Consider the following 22817-nt stretch of genomic DNA (forward strand, 5'->3'; position numbering starts at 1 on the left):
CCTGACAGGCACGCGCACTCATGTTAGAAGGCGACCCATGACTACAGACACACTGGAAAAAACCGACTACACCCAACTCATTGAAGACCTTGCGAAAAAGGGTCGAGCCGCGCAGCGAAAGCTGGCCCGCGCCAGTGATGCGGAGAAAGCCGCCGGCCTGCGCGCCGCTGCCAAGGCAATCCGTGCCGATTCGGCCAACATCCTGGAAGCCAACGCGAAAGACATGGCCGCTGGCGAAAAGCGTGGCCTGACGGGTGCCATGCTCGACCGGCTGAAGCTTGACGAGGACCGGCTGGAAGCCATCGCCGGTGCCATCGAGAATGTCGCCAAGCTGCCGGACCCGGTCGGCGAAGTGATCGACAACCGCAGCTCGCCCTCCGGCTTCGGGCTGGAGCGCGTGCGCATTCCCATCGGCCTGATCGGCATCATCTACGAAAGCCGCCCCAATGTGACCGCCGACGCCGCAGCCCTGTGCCTGCGTTCCGGCAACGCCGCCCTCCTGCGCGGCGGCAGCGAGGCTATCCATTCCAACCGCGCGCTGCATGCTGCCTTCGCCAAGGGCCTGGAAGAAGCGGGCCTTCCCGCCGATGCCATCCAGCTGATGCCGACGCAGGACCGCGAAGCCGTGGGCGCCATGCTGAAGGCGGCTGGCCTTGTCGACATGATCGTACCGCGCGGCGGCAAGGGACTGGTGGCCCGCGTGCAGGAAGATGCCCGTGTCCCCGTGCTCGCCCACCTTGACGGCATCTGCCACACTTATATCCATGCTGACGCCAACCCGGACATGGCGCGCGAGATCGCAGTCAACGCGAAGATGCGCCGCACCGGCATCTGCGGCGCGATGGAAACGCTGCTGATCGACTCCGGCTTCGCCGAAGGGGACAAGGTGCTCGCGGCCATCGCCGATGCAGGTTGCGAACTACGCGGAGACGAGCGCGCGCAAAAACTCGATACGCGCGTGAAGCCGGCAACGGCTGAGGATTGGGACACCGAATACCTCGATGCCATCCTCTCGGTGGCCGTGGTCGATAACATCGACGAGGCGATGGAGCATATCGCCGCGCATTCCTCGGGTCACACCGAAGCCATCATCACCGACAACGACGAGGCGGCCGAGCGCTTCCTTGCCGAAGTCGACAGCGCCATCGTGATGCACAACGCCTCCACCCAGTTCGCCGACGGCGGCGAGTTCGGGCTGGGCGCAGAAATCGGCATTGCGACCGGCCGCTTGCACGCTCGCGGCCCGGTGGCGCTGGAAGGCCTCACCACCTACAAGTGGCAGGTGAAGGGCAAGGGGCAGGCTCGCCCGTAACAATAGCCCGAGGGGAGGGGCAGGCATGCGCTACAACAGGCTCGGCTATTCCGGCCTCGTGGTTTCCGAACTGTGCCTTGGCACGATGACGTTCGGCACTGCCCCTTCCGGCATTTTCCAGCACGACCTGGATCAGGCGGGCTCCACCGCGCTGGTGAAGCAGGCGCTGGATGCCGGCGTCAATTTCATCGACACGGCGAACCTTTATTCGGCGGGTCAGAGCGAGGCATACCTCGGCCAGGCGCTGCGCGATACCGGCGTGGCGCGCGACCAGGTGGTGATCGCCACCAAGGGCATGGGGCCGATGGGCGAGGGGCCGAACGACAGCGGCTATTCGCGCTATCATCTGCTGAACCAGATCGACGCCAGCCTGGAGCGGCTCGGCCTCGACCATGTCGATCTCTATCAGATCCATGGCTGGGACCCGAACGCGCCGATGGAAGAGGGCCTGCGCGCGGTGGAAGACATCGTGCGTTCGGGCCGCGCGCGCTATATCGGCGTGTCCAACTGGGCCGCCTGGCAGATCGCCAAGGCCCTGGGCATTGCCGAGCGTCGCGGGTGGGACAAGTTCATTTCCAACCAGGCGCTCTATGCCGTGACGGGGCGCGAGCTTGAGCGCGAGCTGGTGCCGATGATGCTGTCCGAAGGCCTGGGGCTCATGGTCTGGAGCCCGCTGCTGGGCGGTTTGCTTTCCGGCAAGTACCAGTTCGAGGACGGCGACGTCAGCGGCGAGGGCCGCCGCGCCAAGCTGGATTTCCCGAGGGCGGACAAGCACTTGGCGGCAAAGGCCGTCGAGGCCATGCGCCCCATGGCGGAGCGGCACGGCGTCACGGTGCCTGCCATTGCGCTCGCCTGGTTACTCCACCAGCCTGTAACCTCTTCGGTTATTGTTGGAGCAAAACGACAGGAGCAATTGGCACAAAACCTTGCTGCGACCGATGTGGAGCTTTCGTCGAAAGAGCTGGCCACGCTGAATGAGATCGGCGCGCTCGAGGACGAATACCCGGCCTGGGCGATCAAGTCGCAGGACAGGCGCCACGGGTTCCGCGTGTCGCCACGACGCAAGCCGAGTTGATGGTGGGCCCCGTTACCGGCCTGCTGGGCGGCAGTTTCAACCCGGCCCACGCGGGCCACCGCCGGATCACCCTGTTCGCCATGGCCGCGCTGGGGCTGGACGAGGTGTGGTGGATGGTCTCCCCCGGAAATCCGCTCAAACCCAGGAAGGGCATGGCCCCGCTCGCCGCCCGCGTCCGCTCCGCCAAAGCCGCCAGCAGGCGTGCCCCGATCAAGGTGACGGCCATCGAGCGCGAGCTGGGCACCCGCTACACCGTCGACACCCTGCGCGCGCTGAAACGCCGCTATCCGCGCCGCCGTTTCGTGTGGCTGATGGGCAGCGACAACCTCGCGCAATTTCACAAGTGGCGGAATTGGCGACAGATCGCGCGGGAAATGCCCATTGCCGTTATCGCGCGTCCGGGGTATGACGATGCTGCTCTTGCGAGCCCCGCAAGAGCCTGGCTGCGCGATTACCGGTTATCCGCAGCCGGACTACGCAACCGGGGCGAATGGAGCGCACCCGCGCTGATAGAGCTGCGTTTCGATCCCGATCCGCGTTCGGCCACACAGATACGCCGGGCGGATCCTCACTGGGCGGAAGACCACGCCGGTCCGCCGCCAAGGGACGAAGTGACGCATTCCCTCATCCATGAAAGTCTCAAGGGGGCGGACGCGTGAGGCGTGCAGCCCTTTACGCTTTTGTCCTTCACCCCATATACGGAGCATGACCTTTCGCGATGAGCCAAGCCGACACAGGAACGCCGCCGCGTTCCGCCGACACGGGCAACCGCCGCGCAACTGCAACCATCCTTTCCATGCCTGATCTAGAAACAACAATTCACGCCGAACCCGGCACGCTCCACGCACTGATCCTCGAACAGCTCGATGACGACCAGGCGCAGGACATCGTCTCCATCCCGCTCGAAGGCAAAAGCTCGATCGCCGATCACATGGTCGTCGCCTCGGGCCGCTCGACCCGGCAGGTCGCCGCAATGGCGATGAAGCTGGCCGAGAAGCTGAAGCAGGCGGGCGAGCCGAGCCCGCGCATCGAGGGTCTTCCCGCTGCCGACTGGGTGCTGATCGATGCGGGCGACGTCGTCGTCCACCTGTTCCGCCCCGAAGTGCGCAGCTTCTACAACCTGGAGAGGATGTGGGGCTTCGGCGAGGACGGCCAGACGCGGCAGATGGGGTCGGCTTGATTTTATCAAGCCCTCAAGCGCCGGGCGCAGCGCGTCCGCGCTGCTTGGCTTTCCTCGCATAAGCTCGGGCGCGCGTTCGCGCTTGCGGTTGCCGCGCAACCGTGTCCCGCGCAGACATCGGCCAATCTCTCTGGCTCGGTCCGCGACCAGCGGATCGCAAGGCCGAACGGCCGCCCGCAGGTGCCGCGCAGCGAAGCGGAGCGAACAGCACCGAGGACGCGCGCGGAGGCGCTTGCGGAAAACAAACTAATCGCGGAAAGCCAATTCAGAGTATCAGGCAGGAGCCGCAACCATTCTTCTTCACATCATCGCCCGCGGCAAGATCGCCCGCTCTCCCGAGCAAGAACTGGTGGAGCGCTATGCCAGGCGCATCCAGTGGCCGCTGAAGCTCACCGAACTGCCCGATACCGGCGGGCGCATTCCCGATCCGCAGACGCCGTTCAAGACCGTCCTGCTTGACGAACGCGGCAAGAACCTCGGCTCCGAGGAGTTTGCGCGCATCCTCGAACGCTGGCGCGACGACGGAATGCGGGAATGTCGCTTCGTGATCGGGGCGGCCGATGGCCATTCGAAGCAGGAGCGCGACGAGGCGGACCTGCTGATATCCTTCGGCAAGGCCACCTGGCCGCACCTGCTGGCCCGCGCCATGCTGGCCGAGCAACTGTTCCGCGCCACCTCCATTCTTGCAGGCCATCCCTATCATCGGGCAGGATAGAGCGCGATGCACCGCGCCGTCCTCCTCCTTGGCTCGATAGCCTTCTGCGCCGCTGCGGCATTCGCCCAACGCGCGCCCGTCAGTCAGAGCCCGGAGGACATGCGCGCCGCCCTCGCCGAAGCGCTGGCCGAACGGGAAAATGCCGAAGCGCGCAGCCAGCGGTTCGAGGAAGAGGCGCAGGAGGCCCAGGACGCCGCCGAACGCGCCGCCCGCGAAGCCGCCGCGCTCGCCGCCCGCGTGCAGCAGGCCGAGGCCGGAATTACCGCCGCCCGCGCCCGCATCGCCATGATCGACCGCGAACAGGCCGTCCTGCGCGAGGAACTTGGGCGCGAACAGCAGCCGGTGGTCGAACTCACCGCCGCGCTCCAGCAATTTTCCCGCCGCCCGCTGGTGCTTTCCGTGATGCGCCCCGGCTCTGTGAAGGACGTGGTGTACCTGCGCGCCATGCTGCACGACACCGTTCCGCAAGTGCAGGCGGGCACCCGCGACCTGCGCAACCGCCTCGACCGTGCCCGCGAGTTGCGGCGAGAGGCTTTCGCCGCCGCGCAGGTGCTGGAGGCGGAAGAAATCGCGCTGGCCGAGCGGCGCGAGGAACTGGTCGAGATAGAGACACGCCAGCGACTCGCCGCACGCGCCGCCGGAGGCGCGGCGAACCGGGAGGCGGATCGCGTGCTGGCGCTGGCCGAGGAGGCGCGCGATCTCGACAGCCTGGTGAGCGAACTCGACAGGGCAGCGGACCTGCGACAGCGTCTTGCCGCCCTGCCGGGGCCGCGTCTTCGCCCTTCGCAACCGGGCGAAGCGCAGCGGGTCAGCCCGCCGTCTCCCACGCCGTCGCAAACGCAGGCACCGGGTGCACCAAGTCCGTACATGCTGCCGGTTTCGGGCCGCACGGTGACCGGCTTCGGCGCACCGCAGGCCTCGGGTCTCAGCCGGGGGCTGACGCTGGCGCCGATCGGCGGGGCACAGGTGGTCGCGCCCGCCGCAGGCCGCATAGCCTTTGCCGGGCCCTATCGTGGCTACGGCAGCATCGTGATCATCGAACACGGCGGCGGCTGGACCAGCCTGGTCACCGGTCTCGCCCGCAGCGACGTGGACGTTGGCGAAACCGTCCAGGCAGGCTCCCCCCTCGGCATTGCCGCGCCGACCGATCCAAGCGTGACGCTGGAACTGCGCCGCGATGGCGAACCCGTGAACCCGATCGCCAACATTCGCTGATTGTCCCTGCCAAGGACGCATTCGTGCCGCAATTCGCCCTCATCTGGCGTTAAGCCGCGCCATGCGATAGATAAGTGACTGGGACTCCCTCCTTGCCGAGGACGATACGTATATGAAATTCGCACCCGCCATCCGCGCTGCCGCCCTTTGCACGGCCGTTGCGCTCGTGCCCGCCACCACTGCCGCCATCGCGCAGGTGGAAGGCCGCGCCTCTCCCGAGTTCGCCAAGCTTTTCGCCACCTACCAGCGGATCAAGGCGAGCTACGTGGAGCCGGTGGAGGACGAGGTGCTGATTCGCGGTGCGATCGACGGCATGCTTGCCTCGCTCGATCCGCATTCGGCCTATCTCGACGGTACGGCGCTGGAACGCCTGACCACGATGATCGACGGCAATTACCAGGGTCTCGGCATTTCGGTACAGATGGAAGACGGCGCGGTGAAGGTCATCTCGCCCTTCCGGGGCAGCCCGGCCGATGCCGCGGGGATCAAGGCCGGCGACTACATCACCCATATCAACGGCGATCTTATCTACGGCATGGAACTGAACGATGCCGTGGCGCAGATGCGCGGGCCTGCGGGCACCGACATCGAGGTGACGATTTTCCGTCCCGGTCGCGAAGACAGTTTCGAGGTTCAGGTTACGCGCGGCGTGATCGAGCTGGAGCCCGTCACCTGGGAACTGGTGGACGGCAACATCGGTCACATCAGCGTGAACGAATTCTCCGCGGATGTGGGTGCCGATGTGCGCCGGGGCCTGCGCGAATTGCAGGAACAGGCGACCGGCCGCCTTGGCGGGCTGGTGCTGGACCTGCGCCGCAATCCCGGCGGCTCGCTGGACGAGGCCGTGGCCCTGTCCGACCTGTTCCTTACCGACGGGCAGATCGTGTCGCAGCGCGGTCGTTCGCGGCGCGAGACGATCTACTACGATGCCGAAACCGTCTATCGCGGCGACGTGGCCGAAGGCCTGCCGATCATCGTGCTGATCGACGAAGGCTCCGCCTCAGCCAGCGAGATCGTGGCAGGTGCATTGCAGGACCATCGCCGCGCGCTGGTGATGGGCGAACGCAGCTTCGGCAAGGGCAGCGTGCAGACGCTGCTGCCGCTCAGCCGCGATTCGGCTCTGAAGCTTACCACCGCGCGGTATTACACGCCTGCTGGTCGCAGCGTGCAGGAAGGCGGGATCGAACCCGATATCCGCGTGCCGCAGTTGTCCGACCCCGATGCCGAGCGTCGCCAGCGCATGGCATTGCGCGAAAGCGACCTGCGTGGGCATCTCGTGGGCGAAATCGGCGTGGAGGACGAGAACCTCGAGCGCGACCGCCTCGACGATCCGCGTTTCCAGCTCACCGCTGCCGAACTGGAAGAGCAGGGTATCGACGACTTCCAGCTCGACTATGCCGTGCGCACCCTGCGCCGGACGTCCGGCGTGAACATGGCCGTCCGTGGCGAGAACGGATCCCGGCGCTGAAAGGCAACTGGGCTTCGACAAGTCCGGGATGAGCCACTAGGGAAAGAAGGATGAGCACACCGCTTTCCCGTTCCGACAGGCTTGCCCAGCGACTGGCGCTCGGCATTCCCGCCATCCTGCTCGCCGGAGCCTACATCTCCGAATACGGCTTCGGCCTGTTCCCGTGCGAGATGTGCTGGTGGCAGCGCTATCCGCATTTCGTGGCCGTGGCACTGGCGTTCGTTTCCTATACGGCCCCGCCAAAGCGCGTGTGGATCGGCCTTGCCGCGCTTGCCATAGCGGTTTCAGGCGCAATCGGCGTGTTTCACGCGGGCGTGGAATACGGCTGGTGGGAAAGCCCCCTGGGCTGCACCTCAACCGATCCCTTCTCCCTGGAATTCGTGCGCTGTGACGAGCCGGCATGGACGCTGATGGGCATTTCTCTGGCGGGCTTCAACGCGCTCCTTTCCATCGGCAGCGCCGTTGCCATATGGATACTGTTGCTGGCCAGGGACAGGCAGATTGGAGAGAAGGCATGACCGACGTTTTCAGGAAAGACCGGTCCGAAATGATCCGCGTGGACCAGGCCGGCGAATTCGGCGCTACGCGCATCTATGCCGGGCAACTGGCGGTGATGGGCGATCGCGGACCGCACTCGGCAGAAATTCGCGGCATGGCGGAGCAGGAAGCGGGCCACCGTGCCGAATTCGACGCGCTGATGGCGAGGCGCGGCGTGCGGCCGACCGCGCTGCAACCGTTCTGGAACCTTGCCGGTTACGCGCTGGGCGCTGGCACCGCACTGATCGGCCCTGAGGCGGCCATGGCCTGCACCGCCGCAGTCGAGACCGAGATCGACAGGCACTATTCACAGCAACTCGACGAGCTTGAGGCGGACGGCGACGATCCGGAACTCGCCGACATGATCCACCGCTTCCGCGAGGACGAACGAGAGCACCGCGATGCCGCGCTCGATGCCGGTGCCGAGAATGCCCCTGCCTACCCGCTGCTATCCGCCGCAATCCGGCTGGGATGCCGGGCGGCGATCAGGATTTCCGAGAAAATTTGACACAAACCAACTTCATCATGCGTTCAACCGGTAAGATGCCATATGCGCCGGAACGCAAAACCGAAGGATCGACCATGACACGCCTGCTAGCCCTGACTGCCGCCTCCGCCATCGCCGCGGCATTGGCCACAACGCCAGCCGCTGCGCAGGACGATGCCGGAGACCGCGTCAACCAGGTCATCATCTACGGCGATGACGAGTGTCCGGAATCGACCGATGACATGATCACCGTCTGCGCCCGTCTCGACGAAAGCGAGCGCTATCGCATTCCGCCGAACCTGCGCACCAGCAGCTCGCCCCAGAACGAAAGCTGGACCCAGCGCGCGCTGGCGCTGGAGGCGGTGGGTGATTTCGGTCCGCTCAGTTGTACCCCGGTGGGTGCCGGCGGCGACCTTGGCTGCACCATGGAAATGATCGAGGCGGCTTATGAAGAGCGCGCCAATTCGAGCGATGTCCGCTTCGCAGAACTGATCGCCGAAGAACGCGCCGAACGCCTCGCTGCCATCGACGCCGATGCGGCCGCGACGCAGGCCCGTGTCGAGGAACTGGAAGAGGCCGAGTTGCAGCGCCGCCGCGAGGCGCAAGGCCAGCCGATCCCCGGCGAGGAAGTGGACCCGTCCGCCCCTCCCGCGACCATCGTCGACCCCGACCGCGTGCCGCCGCGCGACGTGCCGCCGCCCAGCTTCGACGATGACGAGGATCAGGTGCCGCTGGACGCCGCACCCCCCGCAGAAGTGCCCAATTAAGCAACCTGCGCTGGCCTCAGGTCAGCGCGATATCCGGCGCGTCTTCCTGCTTCATGCCGACGACGTGGTAGCCCGCATCGACGTGATGGGTTTCGCCCGTCACCCCCGATGACAGGTCCGAACAGAAATACAGGCCCGCGCCGCCCACGTCCTCGATCGTGACATTGCGCCGCAGCGGCGAATTGAGTTCGTTCCATTTGAGGATGTAGCGGAAATCGCCGATGCCGCTGGCCGCCAATGTCTTGATCGGCCCGGCGCTGATAGCGTTCACCCGGATGTTGTCCGGCCCAAGATCGTTCGCCAGGTATTGCACGCTGGTCTCCAGCGCGGCCTTGGCAACGCCCATCACGTTGTAGTGGGGCACGACCTTTTCAGCGCCGTAGTAGGTCAGCGTGACGATGGACCCGCCCTCGGTCATCAGCGGCGCGGCGCGCTTGGCGGCGGCGACCAGCGAATAGGCCGAGATGTTCATCGTCATCAGGAAGTTGTCGAGGCTGGTGTCGACATACTTGCCGCGCAGTTCGCTCTTGTCGGAAAAGCCGATGGCGTGGACGAGGAAATCCAGCTTGCCCCATTTCGCCTCGATCTCGGCAAAGGCGGTGTCCATCGCGGCCATGCTGGAAACGTCGCACTCGATCAGGAAATCGCTGCCCACCTGCTCCGCCAGCGGGCCGACGCGCTTCTTCAATGCTTCTCCCTGATAGGAAAAAGCCATTTCCGCGCCCTGCTCGTGCAGCTTCTTCGCAATGCCCCAGGCCAGTGACTTGTCGTTCGCCAGGCCCATGATCAGGCCCTTCTTGCCTGCCATCAGTCCAGTCATCGGGCAGTTTCCTCCATTGTCTCTTGCGTACCGCCACGTCCGCTCGCCTCTTGCGCCAGCCGATCTTCCTCCTCCTCGGGCGTTTCGGACAGCGCGGCGTTCAGTTCGGCACCTGCCACAATCCCTAAGCCCACCAGCCAGAAAAAGAAAAGCGTGATCATCACCCCGGCCAGCGATCCGTAGGTCAGGTCATAGGCAAAAACCGTGCGCAGGATCGGTGGGAAGGCGAGCGCGACGAGCGTCCACCAGCCGGTGACAAGCAAGGCTCCCGGCCACTTGCGATACCGCCTGCTGCGATATTCGTGGGGCGTCAGGGCGACAAACAGCATCCAGATCGAGAAGAACAGGCCGACGGCTGTCACTATGCGCGAATAGGACAGGTTGCCCAGCGCGTGGCCGAATTGCGGGAAATTTTCCTGGATGACGTTCTGCGCGGCAGAAATCGTGACCTGCGCAACCAGCGAGAGAATCAGCAGCAAGACGGCGGCAACGATGATCCCGATCGAGCTGATACGGTATTTCCAGAAGGCCTTCGTCGCCCTTGTTCCGTAGGATCGGCGCAGGATGTCGCGAATGGTTTCCACCAGGCTGCCCGCCGTCCACAACCCGAAGAGCGCGCCGATCCACAGCAGCCATCCCGTGCGCGCCTCAATCACCGTGCGGGCCACCGGCTCGATCACGTTGGCGACGGTCGGCGGCAGGGCGGAGACGATGGCGGCAATCGTGGCCAGCCGCTCGCTCTCGTTGCCGATAGCAGAAAGGATCGCGGTCGCCGTGATGAAGAAGGGGAAAATCGCCAGCAGCGACATGTAGGCAAGGTTGCCTGCATGGATGGTACCGTCGTTGAAACAGCCCACGACGACCCTGCGGATGACTTCAAACGCGCGTGTGCTGATCCCGAAGCGACCCCGGAAGGCGGGCGAGTGTCCGCCTGCCAGCACTGTGCGCCGCCGCGCCTCTGGCGAGACATCTGCAGGCTGGCCGTCTTCGGTGTCGACCTCGTGAGCTGCGGATTGCTCCATCACCGGCCGCTTCTAGCACCCCCAGCCTTGCTGTCGAGCGGGGGTTTGGCAAACCTCTGGAATCAAAGGTCCATCTGCTCGCGCGGGTTGCCGCTGTCCTTCCAGCCGTTCAGCTTTTCGGCCAGCTCGGTCACGTCCTCGGGAAGCTGGATTTCCAGCGTCACCAGCTGGTCGCCACGGGAGCCGTCCTTCTTGCTGAAGCCCTTGCCCTTCATGCGCAGGACCTTGCCCGAGCTGGAACCCGCGCCGATCGTCAACATGACCGGACCATCCACCGTCGGCACCTTGACCTTGGCCCCGTTCACGGCCTCGTCCAGCGTGATCGGCAGCTCCACCCGCACGTCGTCGCCTTCGCGGTAGAAGAACGGGTGCGACTGGATATCGACCACCACGATGCCATCGCCGTTGCCGCCGGGGCCCTTGTGGCCCTTGCCTTTCAGCCGCATCGTGGTGCCATCCTCCACGCCTGCGGGCAGGGAGAGGTCGATGGTCTTGCCATCGGCCAGCGTGATGCGCTGCTTGGCGCGCGTTGCCGCATCGACGAACGGCACGGACAGCTTGTAGCGTATATCGGCGCCCTTCTGCGGCGGCGGAGGGGGCGGGCGCCGGAACCCTTGTGAGCCGCCACCCATGCCGCCCATTCCAGCACCGCGCGCGCTGCTGCGCTGGTTGCCGCGTCCGAACAGCCCCTCGAACAGGTCGCCAAGATCAAGGTCTTCCGCGCCGCCGAAGCCTTGGAAATCGCGCGAGGAATAGCTGCCGCTGCCGCCGGGCCGCGCGCCGCCGAAACCGCCGCCGCCCATGCCGAAGGGGCTGGTGGGATTGCCGTCGGCGTCGATCTCGCCCCGGTCGAACTGGGCGCGCTTGTCCTTGTTGGACAGCAGGTCGTAAGCCTGCGTGACCTTGCCGAACTTTTCCGCGGCCTGCGGATTGTCCTTGTTGCGGTCCGGGTGCAGTTCCTTGGCGAGCTTGCGATAGGCGGACTTGATGTCCTGCTCGCTCGCGGAACGGCTCACGCCGAGAGTGGAATAGGGATCAGCCATGGTGTGTTAGCTAGGTAAGGCAATGATATTTGGCAAGCAGGGCCTTTCATACGGCCCAAAGCGGGATTACTCGTCTTCCCATGAGCGACACGGCAAATGCAATCCCCGTCACCGATCCCTTCGCGCTGTTCGATGAATGGTTCACCGAGGCACAGGCGAGCGAGCCCAACGATCCCAATGCCATGGCGCTGGCAACCGCGTCGCCCGATGCAGCGCCCTCGGTGCGGATGGTGCTGCTGAAAGGCCATGATGCGCGCGGTTTCGTGTTCTACACCAACGCGCAAAGCCGCAAGGGTGGGGAAATTCTCGCCAATCCGCAGGCCGCGCTGCTGTTTCACTGGAAGAGCCTGCGCCGCCAGATCCGCATCGAGGGCCCGCTGGAAGAGGTCAGCGAGGAAGAGGCCGACGCCTATTTCCACTCGCGCCCCTTCGTCAGCCAGGTCGGTTCCGCCGCCAGTGATCAGTCGCGCCCGCTGGACAACCGCGCCACATACGATGCGCGGGTGAACGAACTGCGCGCCGTCTATGAAGACGCAGGCGAAGTGCCGCGCCCGCCGCACTGGACAGGCTTCCGCCTTGCTCCGCAGGCCATCGAGTTCTGGCTCGACCGGCCCAACCGTCTGCACGAACGCCGCCGGTTCACGAGCGAAGGCGCGGGCGGATGGTCCAGCACGCTGCTCTATCCATGAGCGATACCCGCGCCTCCCTCACCCGCAGCGCGGCCATGGCATCCATGGTCACGGCCCTGTTCCTGGGCGCGATAAAGGCCTGGGCTGTCTGGCAGACCAGTTCCACCGCCATGCTCGGCAGCCTCGCCGATACGGCGCTCGATTTTGTGGCCAGTATGGCGACATTCGTTGGCGTGTGGGTGGCGGCCCAGCCGGCGGACGAGGAGCACCGCTTCGGCCACGGCAAGGCGGAATCGCTGGCGGCCATGTTCCAGATCATCCTGATCGTCCTGTCTGCCAGCGCGATCGCCTTTCGCGCCGTTCTGCACCTGGTGGAAGGCGGGGAGACGCAGGCGGCGGAGCAGGGGATCATCGTCTCGGTGATCGCCATTCTCGCCACCTTCGCGCTGATCGCGTGGCAGCGCCATGTCGTGCGGCGCACGGGTTCATTGGCGATCAAGACCGACAGCGTCCACTACCAGTCGGACCTGTTCCTGAATCTCGCGGTGATCGCCGCCCTCGTGATCGACCAGTACCTAGGCTTTTCGGAGGCCGACCCGCTGTTCGGCCTGGCCATCGCGGCGTGGCTTTTATGGAACGCGTGGCAGGCCGCGACCGAGGCGATCGATCACCTGATGGACCGCGAATGGCCGGAAGAGAAACGCCGCGCTTTCGTGGAAGCAGCCGCCGTCCATCCGGAGCTGAGCAACCTGCACGACCTGCGCACCCGCACCAGCGGCAGCCACGATTTCGCGCAGTTCCACGTCGACCTGCCCGGCACGATGACTGTGGAACAAGCGCACGACATCATCGAGCGGGTGGAGGAAGACCTGTGCGCCCGCTTCCCAGGCCTCGAATTGCTGATCCACATCGATCCGCTCGGCCATGTGGACGAGCCGGGTAACCCGCTCGCCGAAACCAATGAGTTCGAGCAATTGAAGGATACCCCATGACCCGCAAGTCTATCCGTTACTGGCACGTCGATGCCTTTGCCGAGAAGCCCTTCGCGGGAAACCAGGCGGCGGTGGTGATGGTCGACAAGTGGCCGGATGACGACATTATGCGGGCCATCGCGGACGAGAACATGTTCGCCGAGACCGCCTTCCTGATCGAGACGCCCGAAGGCGATGCCGACTATGCCCTGCGGTGGTTCACGCCCACGGTGGAAGTGGCGCTGTGCGGCCACGCCACGCTGGCTTCCGGCCACGTGCTGCTGAGCGAAAACGAAGGGCGCGATGCCGTCACTTTTTCCACCCGCAAGGCCGGCATACTCGAAGTGCGCCGCGCCGATGCGGGCTACGAGCTGGCGCTGCCCGCGATCCCCACGACGCGGGGAGAATATCCCGAGGCGGTTGCCCTGCTGGGGGCGGAGCCGAAGGAAGTCTGGCGCAATCCCGATGGCTACAACGTGTTTCTGTTCGAGGATGGTGCCGCGATCCGCGCGCTCGATCCGGACCTGCGCGGCCTTGCAAAGCTGGGCGATGAGCAGTTCATCTGCACCGCGCCGGGCAAGGAAACCGACGTGATCAGCCGCAATTTCGTCCCCGGCGACGGTGTGGACGAGGACAGCTTCACCGGCTCCGCCCACGCCGTGCTGACTCCGTTCTGGACAGAACGGCTGGGGCGCGAGAGCTTTACCGCCTACCAGGCTTCCCGGCGCGGCGGCCATGCCACTTGTCGGCTGGAAGGCGATCGCGCCGTGCTGTCGGGTGACTGCGTGACCGTGGTGGAGGGCCGCTTCTACCTGGACGGGTAGAGCGCCACGATATCTTCCAGTTCCTCGACCAGCCGATCACGGTTCTCGTCATCGGTCTTGCCGAGGCGCACCACGGTCAGGCGGCGCTGGGGCGATACCACGATATACTGGCCGAGGTGGCCCACGGCGGCGAAGATATCCTCGCCCAGCGCGCCGCCGAACAGCACGTCCCGCTCTTCGCCGGAGGGGCGATTGAGCCACAATTGCGCGCCATAATCCGGTGAGGCCGGGCTGGCGCGGCGCATGAACTCGATCCACCCGCGCGGGACAATCTGCGCGCCGCGCACCGAACCGTAATTGCGCAGGAACTCGCCGAACTTCGCCCAGTCGCGCGCCGTCGCCCAGAGGTGGCTGCCGCCCACCAGCGTGCCTTGCGCATCGTATTCGCCCACCAGCGAATCCATGCCGAGCGGCACGGCAAGCCGGGCCTCGACATATTCCGCCATCGCCCGCTGGCGCGCATCGGCGCTCTCGCCTTCCGCAATGGTATCGGTGGCAATGTCGGACAGGATTACCGAGGTCGCGGTCGAATACCGGAAGGTCGTGCCGGGCTCATGCTCCAGCGGCTGCGCTTCGGCCCAGCCAGACATGTTGTCGCGCCCATCCAGGAACAGCATCCGTACTTCGGACGATTCGTAGGCCGGATCGCCCCCTTCGGCGTGGCGCAGGCCGGAGCGCATCTGCAACAGGTGGCGCAGGGTCACGCCGCTGCGAGGGTCTCCGGGCCGCTGCCAGTGGGGGACGGGGGCCGGATCGTCCAGCCGCAGGCGACCGTCGGCCACCATCATGCCCAGCAGCACGGCCGTTACGCTTTTCGACATAGACCAACCGGTGTGGCGAATCTCGGCATCGTAACCCTCGCCGTAACGCTCGGCCACGATCTCTCCGCCTTGCAGCACCAGCAGCGCGCGGGTTTCGCCGATGTCGTCTGCCGTGAACAGGTCGTCCACGGCGCGGGCCAGGCTTTCGCGCGGGACGCCGGGATCGTCCACCACGGCGGCCATGGCCTCTTCCGGCACGGGCGGTTCGGGCGGCGGTCCATCCTGCGAACAGGCGGAAAGCAGGGCAATCGCCACAATGCCAGACAGCAGGCTCGACAACGCACTTGGCGAGCGGGCAGGCAGGCGGCTAGGGGAGGATCGAAGCGTCATCGGCGCACACCCTTTCCTGCAGGACTTGGCAAATGGCAACCGCTAAAAAGGCTGGCGACAAACGCGGCACCCCGTGGCTCAAGCTGCTCGCCGTCGTGGTGCTGATCGGTGGCGGGATCGCCTGGTATTATGGCGATATCATAGATGGTTACGCGAAAGCCGGCACCGGATACGCGGCGAAGACGGCCTGCTCGTGCCGTTTCATCGGCGGGCGCGAGATGGGCCAGTGCAAGGACGACCTGATGCCTGGCATGGCAGCGATCTGGCTGAGCGAGGACGATGCCGCGCGAAGCGTGACGGCAAGCGTGCCGCTGGTGGAAAGCACGACCGCGACCTACCGCGATGGCTACGGCTGCGTGCTGGAGCGCTGGGACGGCTAGGAAAGCGACGCAGGGGCCTTTTCTGTCCCCTCGATCCAGCCGCCGCCAACCACCCGGTCTCCGGCATAGATCACCGCGGCCTGGCCCGGTGCGACGCCGAATTCTGGCTCCGCAAAGCGGATTGTCACCTCGGCGCCCTCGCCGAGAGGGCCTTCCAGCGTGATCGGCACCGGCTTCGCCATCGAGCGGACCTTTGCCGTCAGCGGCATGTCGGGCAGGGGGCCAATGCGGTTGGTCTCGATTACCCGCGCGGCGTCCACCGCCAGCATCCGCTTCGGGCCCACCAGCACCTGCGCCGCTTCGGGATCGAGGCCGACGACATAGAGCGGCTCCGGCTGGCCGCCGATTTCCAGCCCGCGTCGCTGGCCCACGGTGTAGTGAATGATTCCGGGGTGCTGGCCCAGCACGTCCCCGGTTTCGGCGTGGACGATCTCGCCCGCGCGCCCGCCCTCGGGGCGCATGGCCTTCACGATCTTGGCATAGTCGCCATCGGGCACGAAGCAGATGTCCTGGCTGTCGGGCTTGTTCGCCACGACGAGGCCGAATTCCTCGGCAATCGCGCGCACTTCGCTCTTGGGCAGGCCGCCCAGGGGGAAGCGCAGGAAATCGAGCTGCGCCTCCGTCGTGGCATAGAGGAAGTAGGACTGGTCCCGCGCCGGATCGAGCGCGCGGTGCAGTTCCGGCCCATGCTCCGTCGGCACGCGGCGCACGTAATGGCCGGTGGCCAGGCAATCCGCGCCCAGTTCCTTTGCCATGCGCAGAAGGTCCGTGAACTTGGGGCCCATGTTGCAGCGGATGCAGGGGATGGGGGTGCGGCCCGCCAGGTATTCGTCGGCGAATGTCTCGACCACTTCCTCGCGAAAGCTGCTCTCGTGGTCGAACACGTAATGCGCGATGCCGAGACGGTCCGCCACCATCTGCGCGTCGCGAATGTCGTCGCCCGCGCAGCAGGCACCCTTGCGTCCGGTGGCCGCTCCGTAATCGTAAAGTTGCAGGGTGATGCCCACCACTTCTGCTCCGCTGCGCGCGGCAAGCGCCGCCACGACGGAGGAATCGACGCCGCCCGACATGGCCACCACGATGCGGCACTCGGGCGCGGGGCGTGGCAGGTCGAAAAGCTGCTCGGCATTAACCGAGACGGGAAGGTCTGCGATGCGGGACATGGTGGCCGCGCCCATACACCAGCATGCGTCCGGGCAAAACCCCGCAGTCGCCTCAACGTTCGGTTAAGGACGGCTTTACCGGTTCTTGACGCTTGTTGGGCTAAGCCTCTCTCCCATGTTCGAAGGCAAACCCATCCCCGCGCCCGACTCGCGCATTTCCGCCGCTGACGAGACGGTGGAGAGCACGCTGTGCGAATTGAGCTGGGCTGACCTCACGGCTCGGCTTTCCGCCGCCCGCGAATTGCGCGCCGAACTTGCGCAGAGCGACGAGGCCGTGCTTGCCAGCTTCAATGCTCACTCGGCGCGTCACATCGCGTCACAACACGAAGGCTTCCGGCACGACGATGGCCAACGGGATGTTAACCCTGATGATTTAGGCAATGGCAAAGGCCACGCGGCAGAACACGAACCACGCGCTGACCGCGAGACACCGGCCACCCGAGGAAATACATGATCGAGAACCAGAAAATCCGCCCGGCGCAAGTCATCGGCCCCCTCGGAGAGCCGCTGACCATCGATGATCTTCCCTCGCCCAAGACAAAGCGCTGGGTCGTACGCCGCAAGGCCGAGGTCGTGGCTGCGGTGAACGGCGGCCTGCTGACCATCGACGAGGTGCTGGAGCGCTACAACCTGACGCTGGAGGAATTCGCCGGCTGGCAGCGGGCAGTCGATCGTTCCGGCATGGCTGGTCTGCGCGTCACGCGCATCCAGCATTATCGCGATCTTTACGAGCGCCAGCTAAAATATTGACCCCTTACAGAGCGCGCGAAATGGCTGTTTGAGCTACATTTCACGCCTGGCCGCAAAGATGGCCCGGAACGTCGCCCTTGTGGCGGCGTTTTCTCTTTCGTAACCCTGATCGTTGGGGGAACTCGAAGGAGGTATGTAATGGGTTGGATTATTGCACTGATCGTGGGCGGTATCGCCGGTTGGCTCGCCAGCATGGTGATGAACCGCGATGCTTCGATGGGAATTTTCTGGAACATCGTTGTCGGTTGCATCGGCTCCGTCATCGGCAACCTGATCGCCGGGCCCTTGCTCGGTGTGAGCGGGAGCGTGCAGGAATTCTCGCTGACCGGCCTCATCATCGCTATCGTGGGTGCCATCGTGCTGCTGGGCATTGTCAATCTCATCCAGCGTGGCCGCGTGCGTTAAACACCGCGCACGACAAAATGATACAATTTGCCCAAAGGGGCGGGAGGCCAAGGCTTTCCGCCCCTTTGGAGCGCTTGGGCCGGACGTTTCATCGGAGACTATCGTGCCTTGGCAGAAGGCTGCATTGCGCGCCGCACCATTAAAGGGCTATGGCGCGCGGGCATGGTCAAAGGGGCCGGTCGCGCGGGTTATCCTGATGTTATAAAGCCCGGCGCGCGCTTAAAGAGGCATGATGCCGATGAATTATGAAACACGAGTCGACATGAGCGACACCGAAGATCGCGTAGAGCTGGATGAGGTATCCGGCCCCGATGCCGCGCGCGAGCGTCGCAAGAAGATGTGGATCGTGATCGCCGTTCTGGTTGCAGGGGCGCTGATCGCTGCCCTGATGCTTTCGGGCGGCGAGGAAGAGGTGCCCTTCGCCGCGCCCGAAAGCGCGACTGCGCCTGCGGTGACGGTGCTGGCACCGGGTGCCGGCACGGTGCAGGGTGCGATCAATGCCACCGGCACGCTGGCTGCGCGGCGAGAATTGCCCGTCGGCGTGGTGGGCGAAGGTGGCCGCGTCGTCTCCGTCAACGTGGAGCCGGGCGATTGGGTCGGCGCCGGGCAGGTGCTCGCCGTGATTGATCGTTCGGTGCAGAGCCAGCAGGAATCCGCGCAGGCGGCGCAGATCGAAGTGGCGCAGGCCGATGCCGATCTCGCCCAGGCTAACCTCGACCGCGCTCTGCAACTGGTGGAGCGCGGCTTCATCAGCCAGGCCGATATCGACCGGCTGACCGCCACCCGCGATGCTGCCGTCGCGCGCGTGCAGGTCGCCCGCGCCCAGTTGGCAGAGCGCCGCGCGCGCAACGCCCAGCTCAACATCGTCGCCCCCGCAGCCGGTCTCGTGCTCACCCGTAACGTGGAGCCGGGCCAGGTCGTCAGCCCCGGTTCGGGTACGCTGTTCAGCATTGCACGCGGCGGGGAGATGGAGCTGCTCGCCCGCATCGGCGAGGTCGAGCTGGACTCGGTTTCCGTCGGCGCGATCGGCACGGTTACTCCGGTCGGGACGGACCAGCAGTTCCAGTGCACCGTCTGGCAGAAGAGCCCGGTGATCGACGAACAGACGCGGCAGGGTACGGCTCGCTGCGCGCTGGGCTATGACCCGGCGCTGCGCCCCGGCGGCTTTGCCAGCATCGAACTGGCGAGCGAAACCGTGGTGGCCCCGCGCCTGCCGGAAAGCGCCATCCTGTCCGATGATCGCGGCAGCTATGTCTACATCGTAGATGAAGACAACACCGTGGTGCGCCGCCCGATCGAGGTCGGATCGATCAGCGACGAGGGCATCGTCGTGGCATCGGGCCTGCAGGGTAACGAGCGCGTCGTGCTGCGCGCCGGTGGCTTCCTGACCGAGGGCGAGACTGTGCGACCCGTTACCCAGGGCCAGGCCGAGTAAAGACATGGATTTCTCGCAGATCTCTGCATGGTCGATCCGTAACCCGATCGTCCCCATCCTGGCCTTCATCGGCCTGATGCTGGCCGGCATCTTCGCGTTCCAGGACATGGAAGTGCAGAACCAGCCGGATATCGAGTTCCCGGTGGTCATCATCTCGATCTCGCAACCGGGCGCAGCCCCGCCCGAAGTCGAGAACCAGATCACCCAGCGCGTGGAAGCCGCCGTTCAGACGCTGGACGGCGTGGAAACCATCCGCTCCACCGCAAGCGAGGGCAATTCGCAGACCGTCATCGAGTTCGCCATCGGCACCGACATCGCCGAGGCCACGAACGAGGTGAAGAGCGAGATCGACAACATCCGCGGCGAACTTCCCGACGGCATCCTCGAACCGCGCGTGTTCAAGCAGCAGACCAGTTCGCAGCCCATCGTCTCTTTCGGCGTGGCTGCGGACGACATGACGCTGGAGCAGCTGAGCTGGTTCATCGACGATACCGTCACCAAGCAATTGCTGACCGTCGAGGGCCTTGCCGAAGTCAACCGCAGTGGCGGCGTCGACCGCGAAATCCTCGTCATTCTCGATCCGGGCCGGATGCAGTCGCTGGGCGTCACCGCCAGCCAGGTGAACAGCGCCCTGCGCCAGCTCAACGTGAACGCCGCGGGCGGGCAGGCGGAAATCGCCGGATCGCGCCAGTCGGTGCGGGTGCTGGGCAACGCCGCAGATGCCTACGAGCTTTCGCAGACGCAGATTTCGCTGGGCGGTGGCCGCTCGGTGAAGCTGTCGGACATTGCCACCGTGCGCGATTCCTATGGCGAGGTGCGCACGCTGGCGAAGCTGAACGGCAAGCAGGTCGTCACCTTCTCCATCACCCGCGCCCGCGGCGCGAGCGACGTGAGCGTTTATGACGACGCCGTCGAGGTGCTGCAGCAGATCGAGGATGCCAATCCCGGCATCACCTTCACCCGCCTCTTCACCGAGGTGGACTATACGCGCGGCGAGTACGAAAGCTCGATGGCGCTGCTGGTGGAAGGCGCATTGCTGGCAGTGGTCGTCGTGTTCCTGTTCCTGCGCGACTGGCGCGCCACGATCATCGCCGCGCTCGCCATCCCGCTCTCCGCCATCCCCACCTTCTGGTTCATCGACATGCTCGGCTTCACGCTGAACACCATGTCCCTGCTCGCACTCGGACTGGTGGCAGGCGTCCTTGTCGACGATGCCATCGTGGAGATCGAGAACATCGTGCGCCATATGCGCATGGGCAAGAGCGCCTACCAGGCATCTATCGACGCGGCGGACGAAATCGGCCTGCCGGTGGTGGCGACCACCTTCTGTATCGTCGCCGTATTCCTGCCGGTCGCGCTGATGCCGGGCATTTCGGGCGAGTTCTTCAAGAATTTCGGCCTTACCGTGGTGGCCGCCGTGCTGGTCAGCCTGGCGGTGGCGCGCATGATCACGCCGATGGCGGCGGCCTATTTCCTGAAGGCGAAGGGCCACGCCAACCACGGCGAGGGCCGGGCGATGGACACCTACATGAAGGTGCTGCGCTGGTCGCTGGATACCACGAACTTCCAGAAGAAGCGGGCGGAAATGGGCCGTGTGAAGACCCGCTGGTTCTACCACCTGCTCGCGCTGGCCGTGGGTTTCTTCGTGCTGCTGGTATTGCCGTCCCTGTTCGGTCTGGTATCCGGCGGGGAGGGTGCAGAGGGTGCTGCGGTCGCTGGCGAGGCGGAACAGGGGCTGTCGCTGCCTTCGTTCGGCACGCTCGTTCTGCTGGCGATCCCGGCCTATCTCGTCGGCGGCATCATCAACCTCGGCATCGGGTTGATCGTCGGCCGGATGAGTGGATTTTCGAACCATTTCAGCCAGCGCTCGCGCTACATCGCAGCGCGCTTTCTCGACCACCGCGTGTGGATGATGCTGATCGGGTTCCTCGCGCTGATCTTTACCGTCCTTATCGCATCCAGCATCCCGCAGCAGTTCTTCCCCGATGGCGACAGCGATTTCTCGCGCGTCTCGATCTCCATGGTGCCCGGCACCACGCTGGAGCAGACCGAGGCCGTGGTTGACGAGATTTCCGCGCGCCTGAGCGAGGAACAGGAAGTCGCGCTGGCGCTGGGAATTGCGCGCGAAGGGTCCGGCAACATCAGCCTGGTGCTGCGCGACGACCGCGAACGCACGAGCCTCGATTTCGAACGCGAACTCACGCCCGTGTTGCAGGACATTCCCGATGCGCGCGTGAACTTCCAGAACAACCAGGGCGGCGGAGGCGGCACGGGCCGTGCCATTTCGATCATGCTTTCGGGTTCGGACCCCGAACTGCTGTACGATACCGCGGCGACGCTGGTGGAACAGATGGAAACGGTCGAGGGCGCGGTCGCTCCGCGTATCGACTACGACCTTCAGCGCCCCGAACTGCTGATCGAACCGCGCGAGGACCTGGCCTCCAGCCTCGGCGTCAGCACCAGTGCTCTGAGTCAGGCGATCCGTATCGCGACATTGGGCGATATCGACCAGAACGCGGCCAAGTTCTCCTTGTCGGACCGCCAGATCCCCATCCGCGTGCGACTGGCGGAGAACGACCGGCGCAGCCTTTCGACCATCGAGAACCTGCCGGTGCCCACCGCAACGGGCGGCTCCGTGCCGCTTAGCCGCGTGGCCGATATCACGCTCGGCATGGGGCCGACCTCGATCCAACGCTACAACCAGAACCGCCGCGTCTTCGTGGGCGTGGACGTTGCGCAGGGCGTTGCCCGCGGCACGGTGCGGACCGCCATCGATGCCTTGCCCATCATGCAGAACCTGCCGACCGGCGTCTCCAACGCGCCCGTGGGTGCAGACGAATGGCAGGGCGACCTGATCAACAATTTCATCACCGCCGTGATCACCGGCCTGCTGCTCGTTTTCTCGGTGCTGGTCCTGCTTTATCGCCGCGTCGTCTCGCCGCTGGTGAACATGAGCTCCCTGGCGCTCGCGCCGCTGGGTGGGTTCCTCGCGCTCTATATCGCCGGCATCGTGGCGACCGGGCAGCCTTACCCGCTTTCGCTGCCGGTGTTCATCGGCATGCTGATGCTGCTGGGCATCGTGGCGAAGAACTCGATCCTGCTGATCGACTTCGCGATCGAGGAGATGGATGCAGGGGCAAGCAAGCTCGCCGCCATCCTGGAAGCAGGGCACAAGCGTGCGCAGCCCATCGTGATGACCACCGTCGCCATGACGGCGGGCATGGTGCCCACCGCACTTTCGCTCTCGGGCGACGGGGCGTGGCGCCAGCCTATGGGCATCGTGGTGATCGGGGGCCTCACGCTTTCCACCTTCCTCACCCTGCTGATCGTGCCCGCGGGGTTCAGCCTGGCGGACGGTCTGGAGAAGAAGCTCGGCCCGTGGCTGCGCGATCGCCTGCTGACCTACAAGCCGGGCGACGAGACCCCCGGCGGCCGGGAGGTTCAGCCTGCCGAGTAAGGGCAGCCTGA

At 65.4% G+C, this 22817-nt stretch carries 24 protein-coding genes; 19 read left to right on the forward strand and 5 right to left on the reverse strand.

From position 1 onward, the window contains the following. The first annotated feature begins 37 nt into the window (after positions 1-37). The 10 genes from ABFX23_RS00720 (at position 38) to ABFX23_RS00765 (ending at position 8756) form a co-directional block, all read left to right on the forward strand. A complete protein-coding gene (locus tag ABFX23_RS00720) occupies positions 38-1312 on the forward strand; it encodes a glutamate-5-semialdehyde dehydrogenase (RefSeq protein WP_346031223.1) in 1275 nt (424 codons plus the stop codon). A gap of 25 nt (positions 1313-1337) precedes the next feature. Continuing rightward, complete coding sequence (locus ABFX23_RS00725) at positions 1338-2387, forward strand: aldo/keto reductase (RefSeq protein WP_346031224.1); 1050 nt, start codon at positions 1338-1340, stop codon at positions 2385-2387. After that, a complete protein-coding gene (locus ABFX23_RS00730) occupies positions 2387-3046 on the forward strand; it encodes a nicotinate-nucleotide adenylyltransferase (protein WP_346031225.1) in 660 nt (219 codons plus the stop codon). The genes ABFX23_RS00725 and ABFX23_RS00730 overlap by 1 nt, the downstream gene beginning before the upstream one ends. Before the next feature lie 137 nt (positions 3047-3183). After that, positions 3184-3567 (forward strand): ribosome silencing factor, encoded by a 384-nt coding sequence (gene rsfS / locus ABFX23_RS00735; RefSeq protein WP_346031473.1) that lies wholly within the window; start codon positions 3184-3186, stop codon positions 3565-3567. A 292-nt stretch (positions 3568-3859) separates the two neighbouring features. Further along, positions 3860-4282 (forward strand): 23S rRNA (pseudouridine(1915)-N(3))-methyltransferase RlmH, encoded by a 423-nt coding sequence (locus ABFX23_RS00740; protein WP_346031474.1) that lies wholly within the window; start codon positions 3860-3862, stop codon positions 4280-4282. Positions 4283-4288: 6 nt separating this feature from the next. Beyond that, on the forward strand, positions 4289-5497 hold the full coding sequence (locus ABFX23_RS00745) for a murein hydrolase activator EnvC family protein (RefSeq protein ID WP_346031226.1): 1209 nt from the start codon (positions 4289-4291) through the stop codon (positions 5495-5497). A 112-nt stretch (positions 5498-5609) separates the two neighbouring features. Then, on the forward strand, positions 5610-6965 hold the full coding sequence (locus ABFX23_RS00750) for a S41 family peptidase (RefSeq protein WP_346031227.1): 1356 nt from the start codon (positions 5610-5612) through the stop codon (positions 6963-6965). A gap of 50 nt (positions 6966-7015) precedes the next feature. Then, complete coding sequence (locus ABFX23_RS00755; RefSeq protein ID WP_346031228.1) at positions 7016-7483, forward strand: disulfide bond formation protein B; 468 nt, start codon at positions 7016-7018, stop codon at positions 7481-7483. Then, positions 7480-8010, forward strand: a complete 531-nt coding sequence (locus tag ABFX23_RS00760; RefSeq protein WP_346031229.1) for a demethoxyubiquinone hydroxylase family protein — start codon at positions 7480-7482, stop codon at positions 8008-8010. Before ABFX23_RS00755 ends, ABFX23_RS00760 begins: the two co-directional genes overlap by 4 nt. Before the next feature lie 74 nt (positions 8011-8084). After that, entirely contained in the window at positions 8085-8756 is a 672-nt protein-coding gene (locus tag ABFX23_RS00765) for a hypothetical protein (RefSeq protein ID WP_346031230.1), read from the forward strand. Positions 8757-8772: 16 nt separating this feature from the next. Here ABFX23_RS00765 and fabI read toward each other — a convergent pair whose 3' ends face one another. From fabI to ABFX23_RS00780, 3 genes are all read right to left on the reverse strand, one after another. Beyond that, complete coding sequence (gene fabI / locus ABFX23_RS00770; RefSeq protein WP_346031231.1) at positions 8773-9576, reverse strand: enoyl-ACP reductase FabI; 804 nt, start codon at positions 9574-9576, stop codon at positions 8773-8775. Continuing rightward, positions 9573-10598 (reverse strand): YihY/virulence factor BrkB family protein, encoded by a 1026-nt coding sequence (locus ABFX23_RS00775; protein WP_346031232.1) that lies wholly within the window; start codon positions 10596-10598, stop codon positions 9573-9575. The genes fabI and ABFX23_RS00775 overlap by 4 nt, the downstream gene beginning before the upstream one ends. A gap of 62 nt (positions 10599-10660) precedes the next feature. Beyond that, a complete protein-coding gene (locus tag ABFX23_RS00780; protein ID WP_346031233.1) occupies positions 10661-11641 on the reverse strand; it encodes a DnaJ C-terminal domain-containing protein in 981 nt (326 codons plus the stop codon). Positions 11642-11721: 80 nt separating this feature from the next. On the opposite strand from ABFX23_RS00780, the gene pdxH reads away from it, so the two are divergent. The 3 genes from pdxH to ABFX23_RS00795 are packed head-to-tail and all read left to right on the forward strand — an operon-like array spanning position 11722 to position 14065. After that, complete coding sequence (pdxH, locus tag ABFX23_RS00785; protein WP_346031234.1) at positions 11722-12330, forward strand: pyridoxamine 5'-phosphate oxidase; 609 nt, start codon at positions 11722-11724, stop codon at positions 12328-12330. Then, positions 12327-13262: a cation diffusion facilitator family transporter gene (locus tag ABFX23_RS00790; protein WP_346031235.1), complete on the forward strand. Its 936-nt coding sequence runs from the start codon at positions 12327-12329 to the stop codon at positions 13260-13262. Before pdxH ends, ABFX23_RS00790 begins: the two co-directional genes overlap by 4 nt. Further along, positions 13259-14065, forward strand: coding sequence for a PhzF family phenazine biosynthesis protein (locus tag ABFX23_RS00795; RefSeq protein ID WP_346031236.1), 807 nt, complete (start codon positions 13259-13261; stop codon positions 14063-14065). The genes ABFX23_RS00790 and ABFX23_RS00795 overlap by 4 nt, the downstream gene beginning before the upstream one ends. On the opposite strand, the gene ABFX23_RS00800 is transcribed toward ABFX23_RS00795, so the two are convergent. Next, positions 14050-15216: a serine hydrolase domain-containing protein gene (locus ABFX23_RS00800; RefSeq protein WP_346031237.1), complete on the reverse strand. Its 1167-nt coding sequence runs from the start codon at positions 15214-15216 to the stop codon at positions 14050-14052. The genes ABFX23_RS00795 and ABFX23_RS00800 overlap by 16 nt on opposite strands. Positions 15217-15248: 32 nt before the next feature. Between ABFX23_RS00800 and ABFX23_RS00805 the strand changes: the two genes are divergently transcribed. Further along, on the forward strand, positions 15249-15596 hold the full coding sequence (locus ABFX23_RS00805; RefSeq protein ID WP_346031238.1) for a hypothetical protein: 348 nt from the start codon (positions 15249-15251) through the stop codon (positions 15594-15596). Here the strand turns inward: ABFX23_RS00805 and mnmA are convergent. Continuing rightward, entirely contained in the window at positions 15593-16759 is a 1167-nt protein-coding gene (mnmA, locus tag ABFX23_RS00810; protein ID WP_346031239.1) for a tRNA 2-thiouridine(34) synthase MnmA, read from the reverse strand. The genes ABFX23_RS00805 and mnmA overlap by 4 nt on opposite strands. A 115-nt stretch (positions 16760-16874) precedes the next feature. Between mnmA and ABFX23_RS00815 the strand changes: the two genes are divergently transcribed. The 5 genes from ABFX23_RS00815 (at position 16875) to ABFX23_RS00835 (ending at position 22806) form a co-directional block, all read left to right on the forward strand. Continuing rightward, positions 16875-17213 carry a hypothetical protein gene (locus ABFX23_RS00815; RefSeq protein ID WP_346031240.1) on the forward strand — a complete coding sequence of 113 codons (339 nt, stop codon included), beginning with the start codon at positions 16875-16877 and terminating at the stop codon, positions 17211-17213. Continuing rightward, positions 17210-17509: a CtrA inhibitor SciP gene (sciP, locus tag ABFX23_RS00820; RefSeq protein WP_346031241.1), complete on the forward strand. Its 300-nt coding sequence runs from the start codon at positions 17210-17212 to the stop codon at positions 17507-17509. Before ABFX23_RS00815 ends, sciP begins: the two co-directional genes overlap by 4 nt. A gap of 138 nt (positions 17510-17647) precedes the next feature. Beyond that, positions 17648-17914: a GlsB/YeaQ/YmgE family stress response membrane protein gene (locus tag ABFX23_RS00825; RefSeq protein WP_346031242.1), complete on the forward strand. Its 267-nt coding sequence runs from the start codon at positions 17648-17650 to the stop codon at positions 17912-17914. 262 nt (positions 17915-18176) lie between these two features. Then, the gene (locus ABFX23_RS00830; protein ID WP_346031243.1) at positions 18177-19349 is read left to right on the forward strand and encodes an efflux RND transporter periplasmic adaptor subunit; all 1173 of its coding nucleotides are present in this window, start codon (positions 18177-18179) and stop codon (positions 19347-19349) included. 4 nt (positions 19350-19353) lie between these two features. Continuing rightward, positions 19354-22806, forward strand: coding sequence for an efflux RND transporter permease subunit (locus ABFX23_RS00835; protein ID WP_346031244.1), 3453 nt, complete (start codon positions 19354-19356; stop codon positions 22804-22806). Positions 22807-22817 lie beyond the last annotated feature (11 nt).

It is taken from the genome of Erythrobacter westpacificensis, from assembly GCF_039542285.1.
GTDB classification, from domain to species: domain Bacteria; phylum Pseudomonadota; class Alphaproteobacteria; order Sphingomonadales; family Sphingomonadaceae; genus Alteraurantiacibacter; species Alteraurantiacibacter westpacificensis.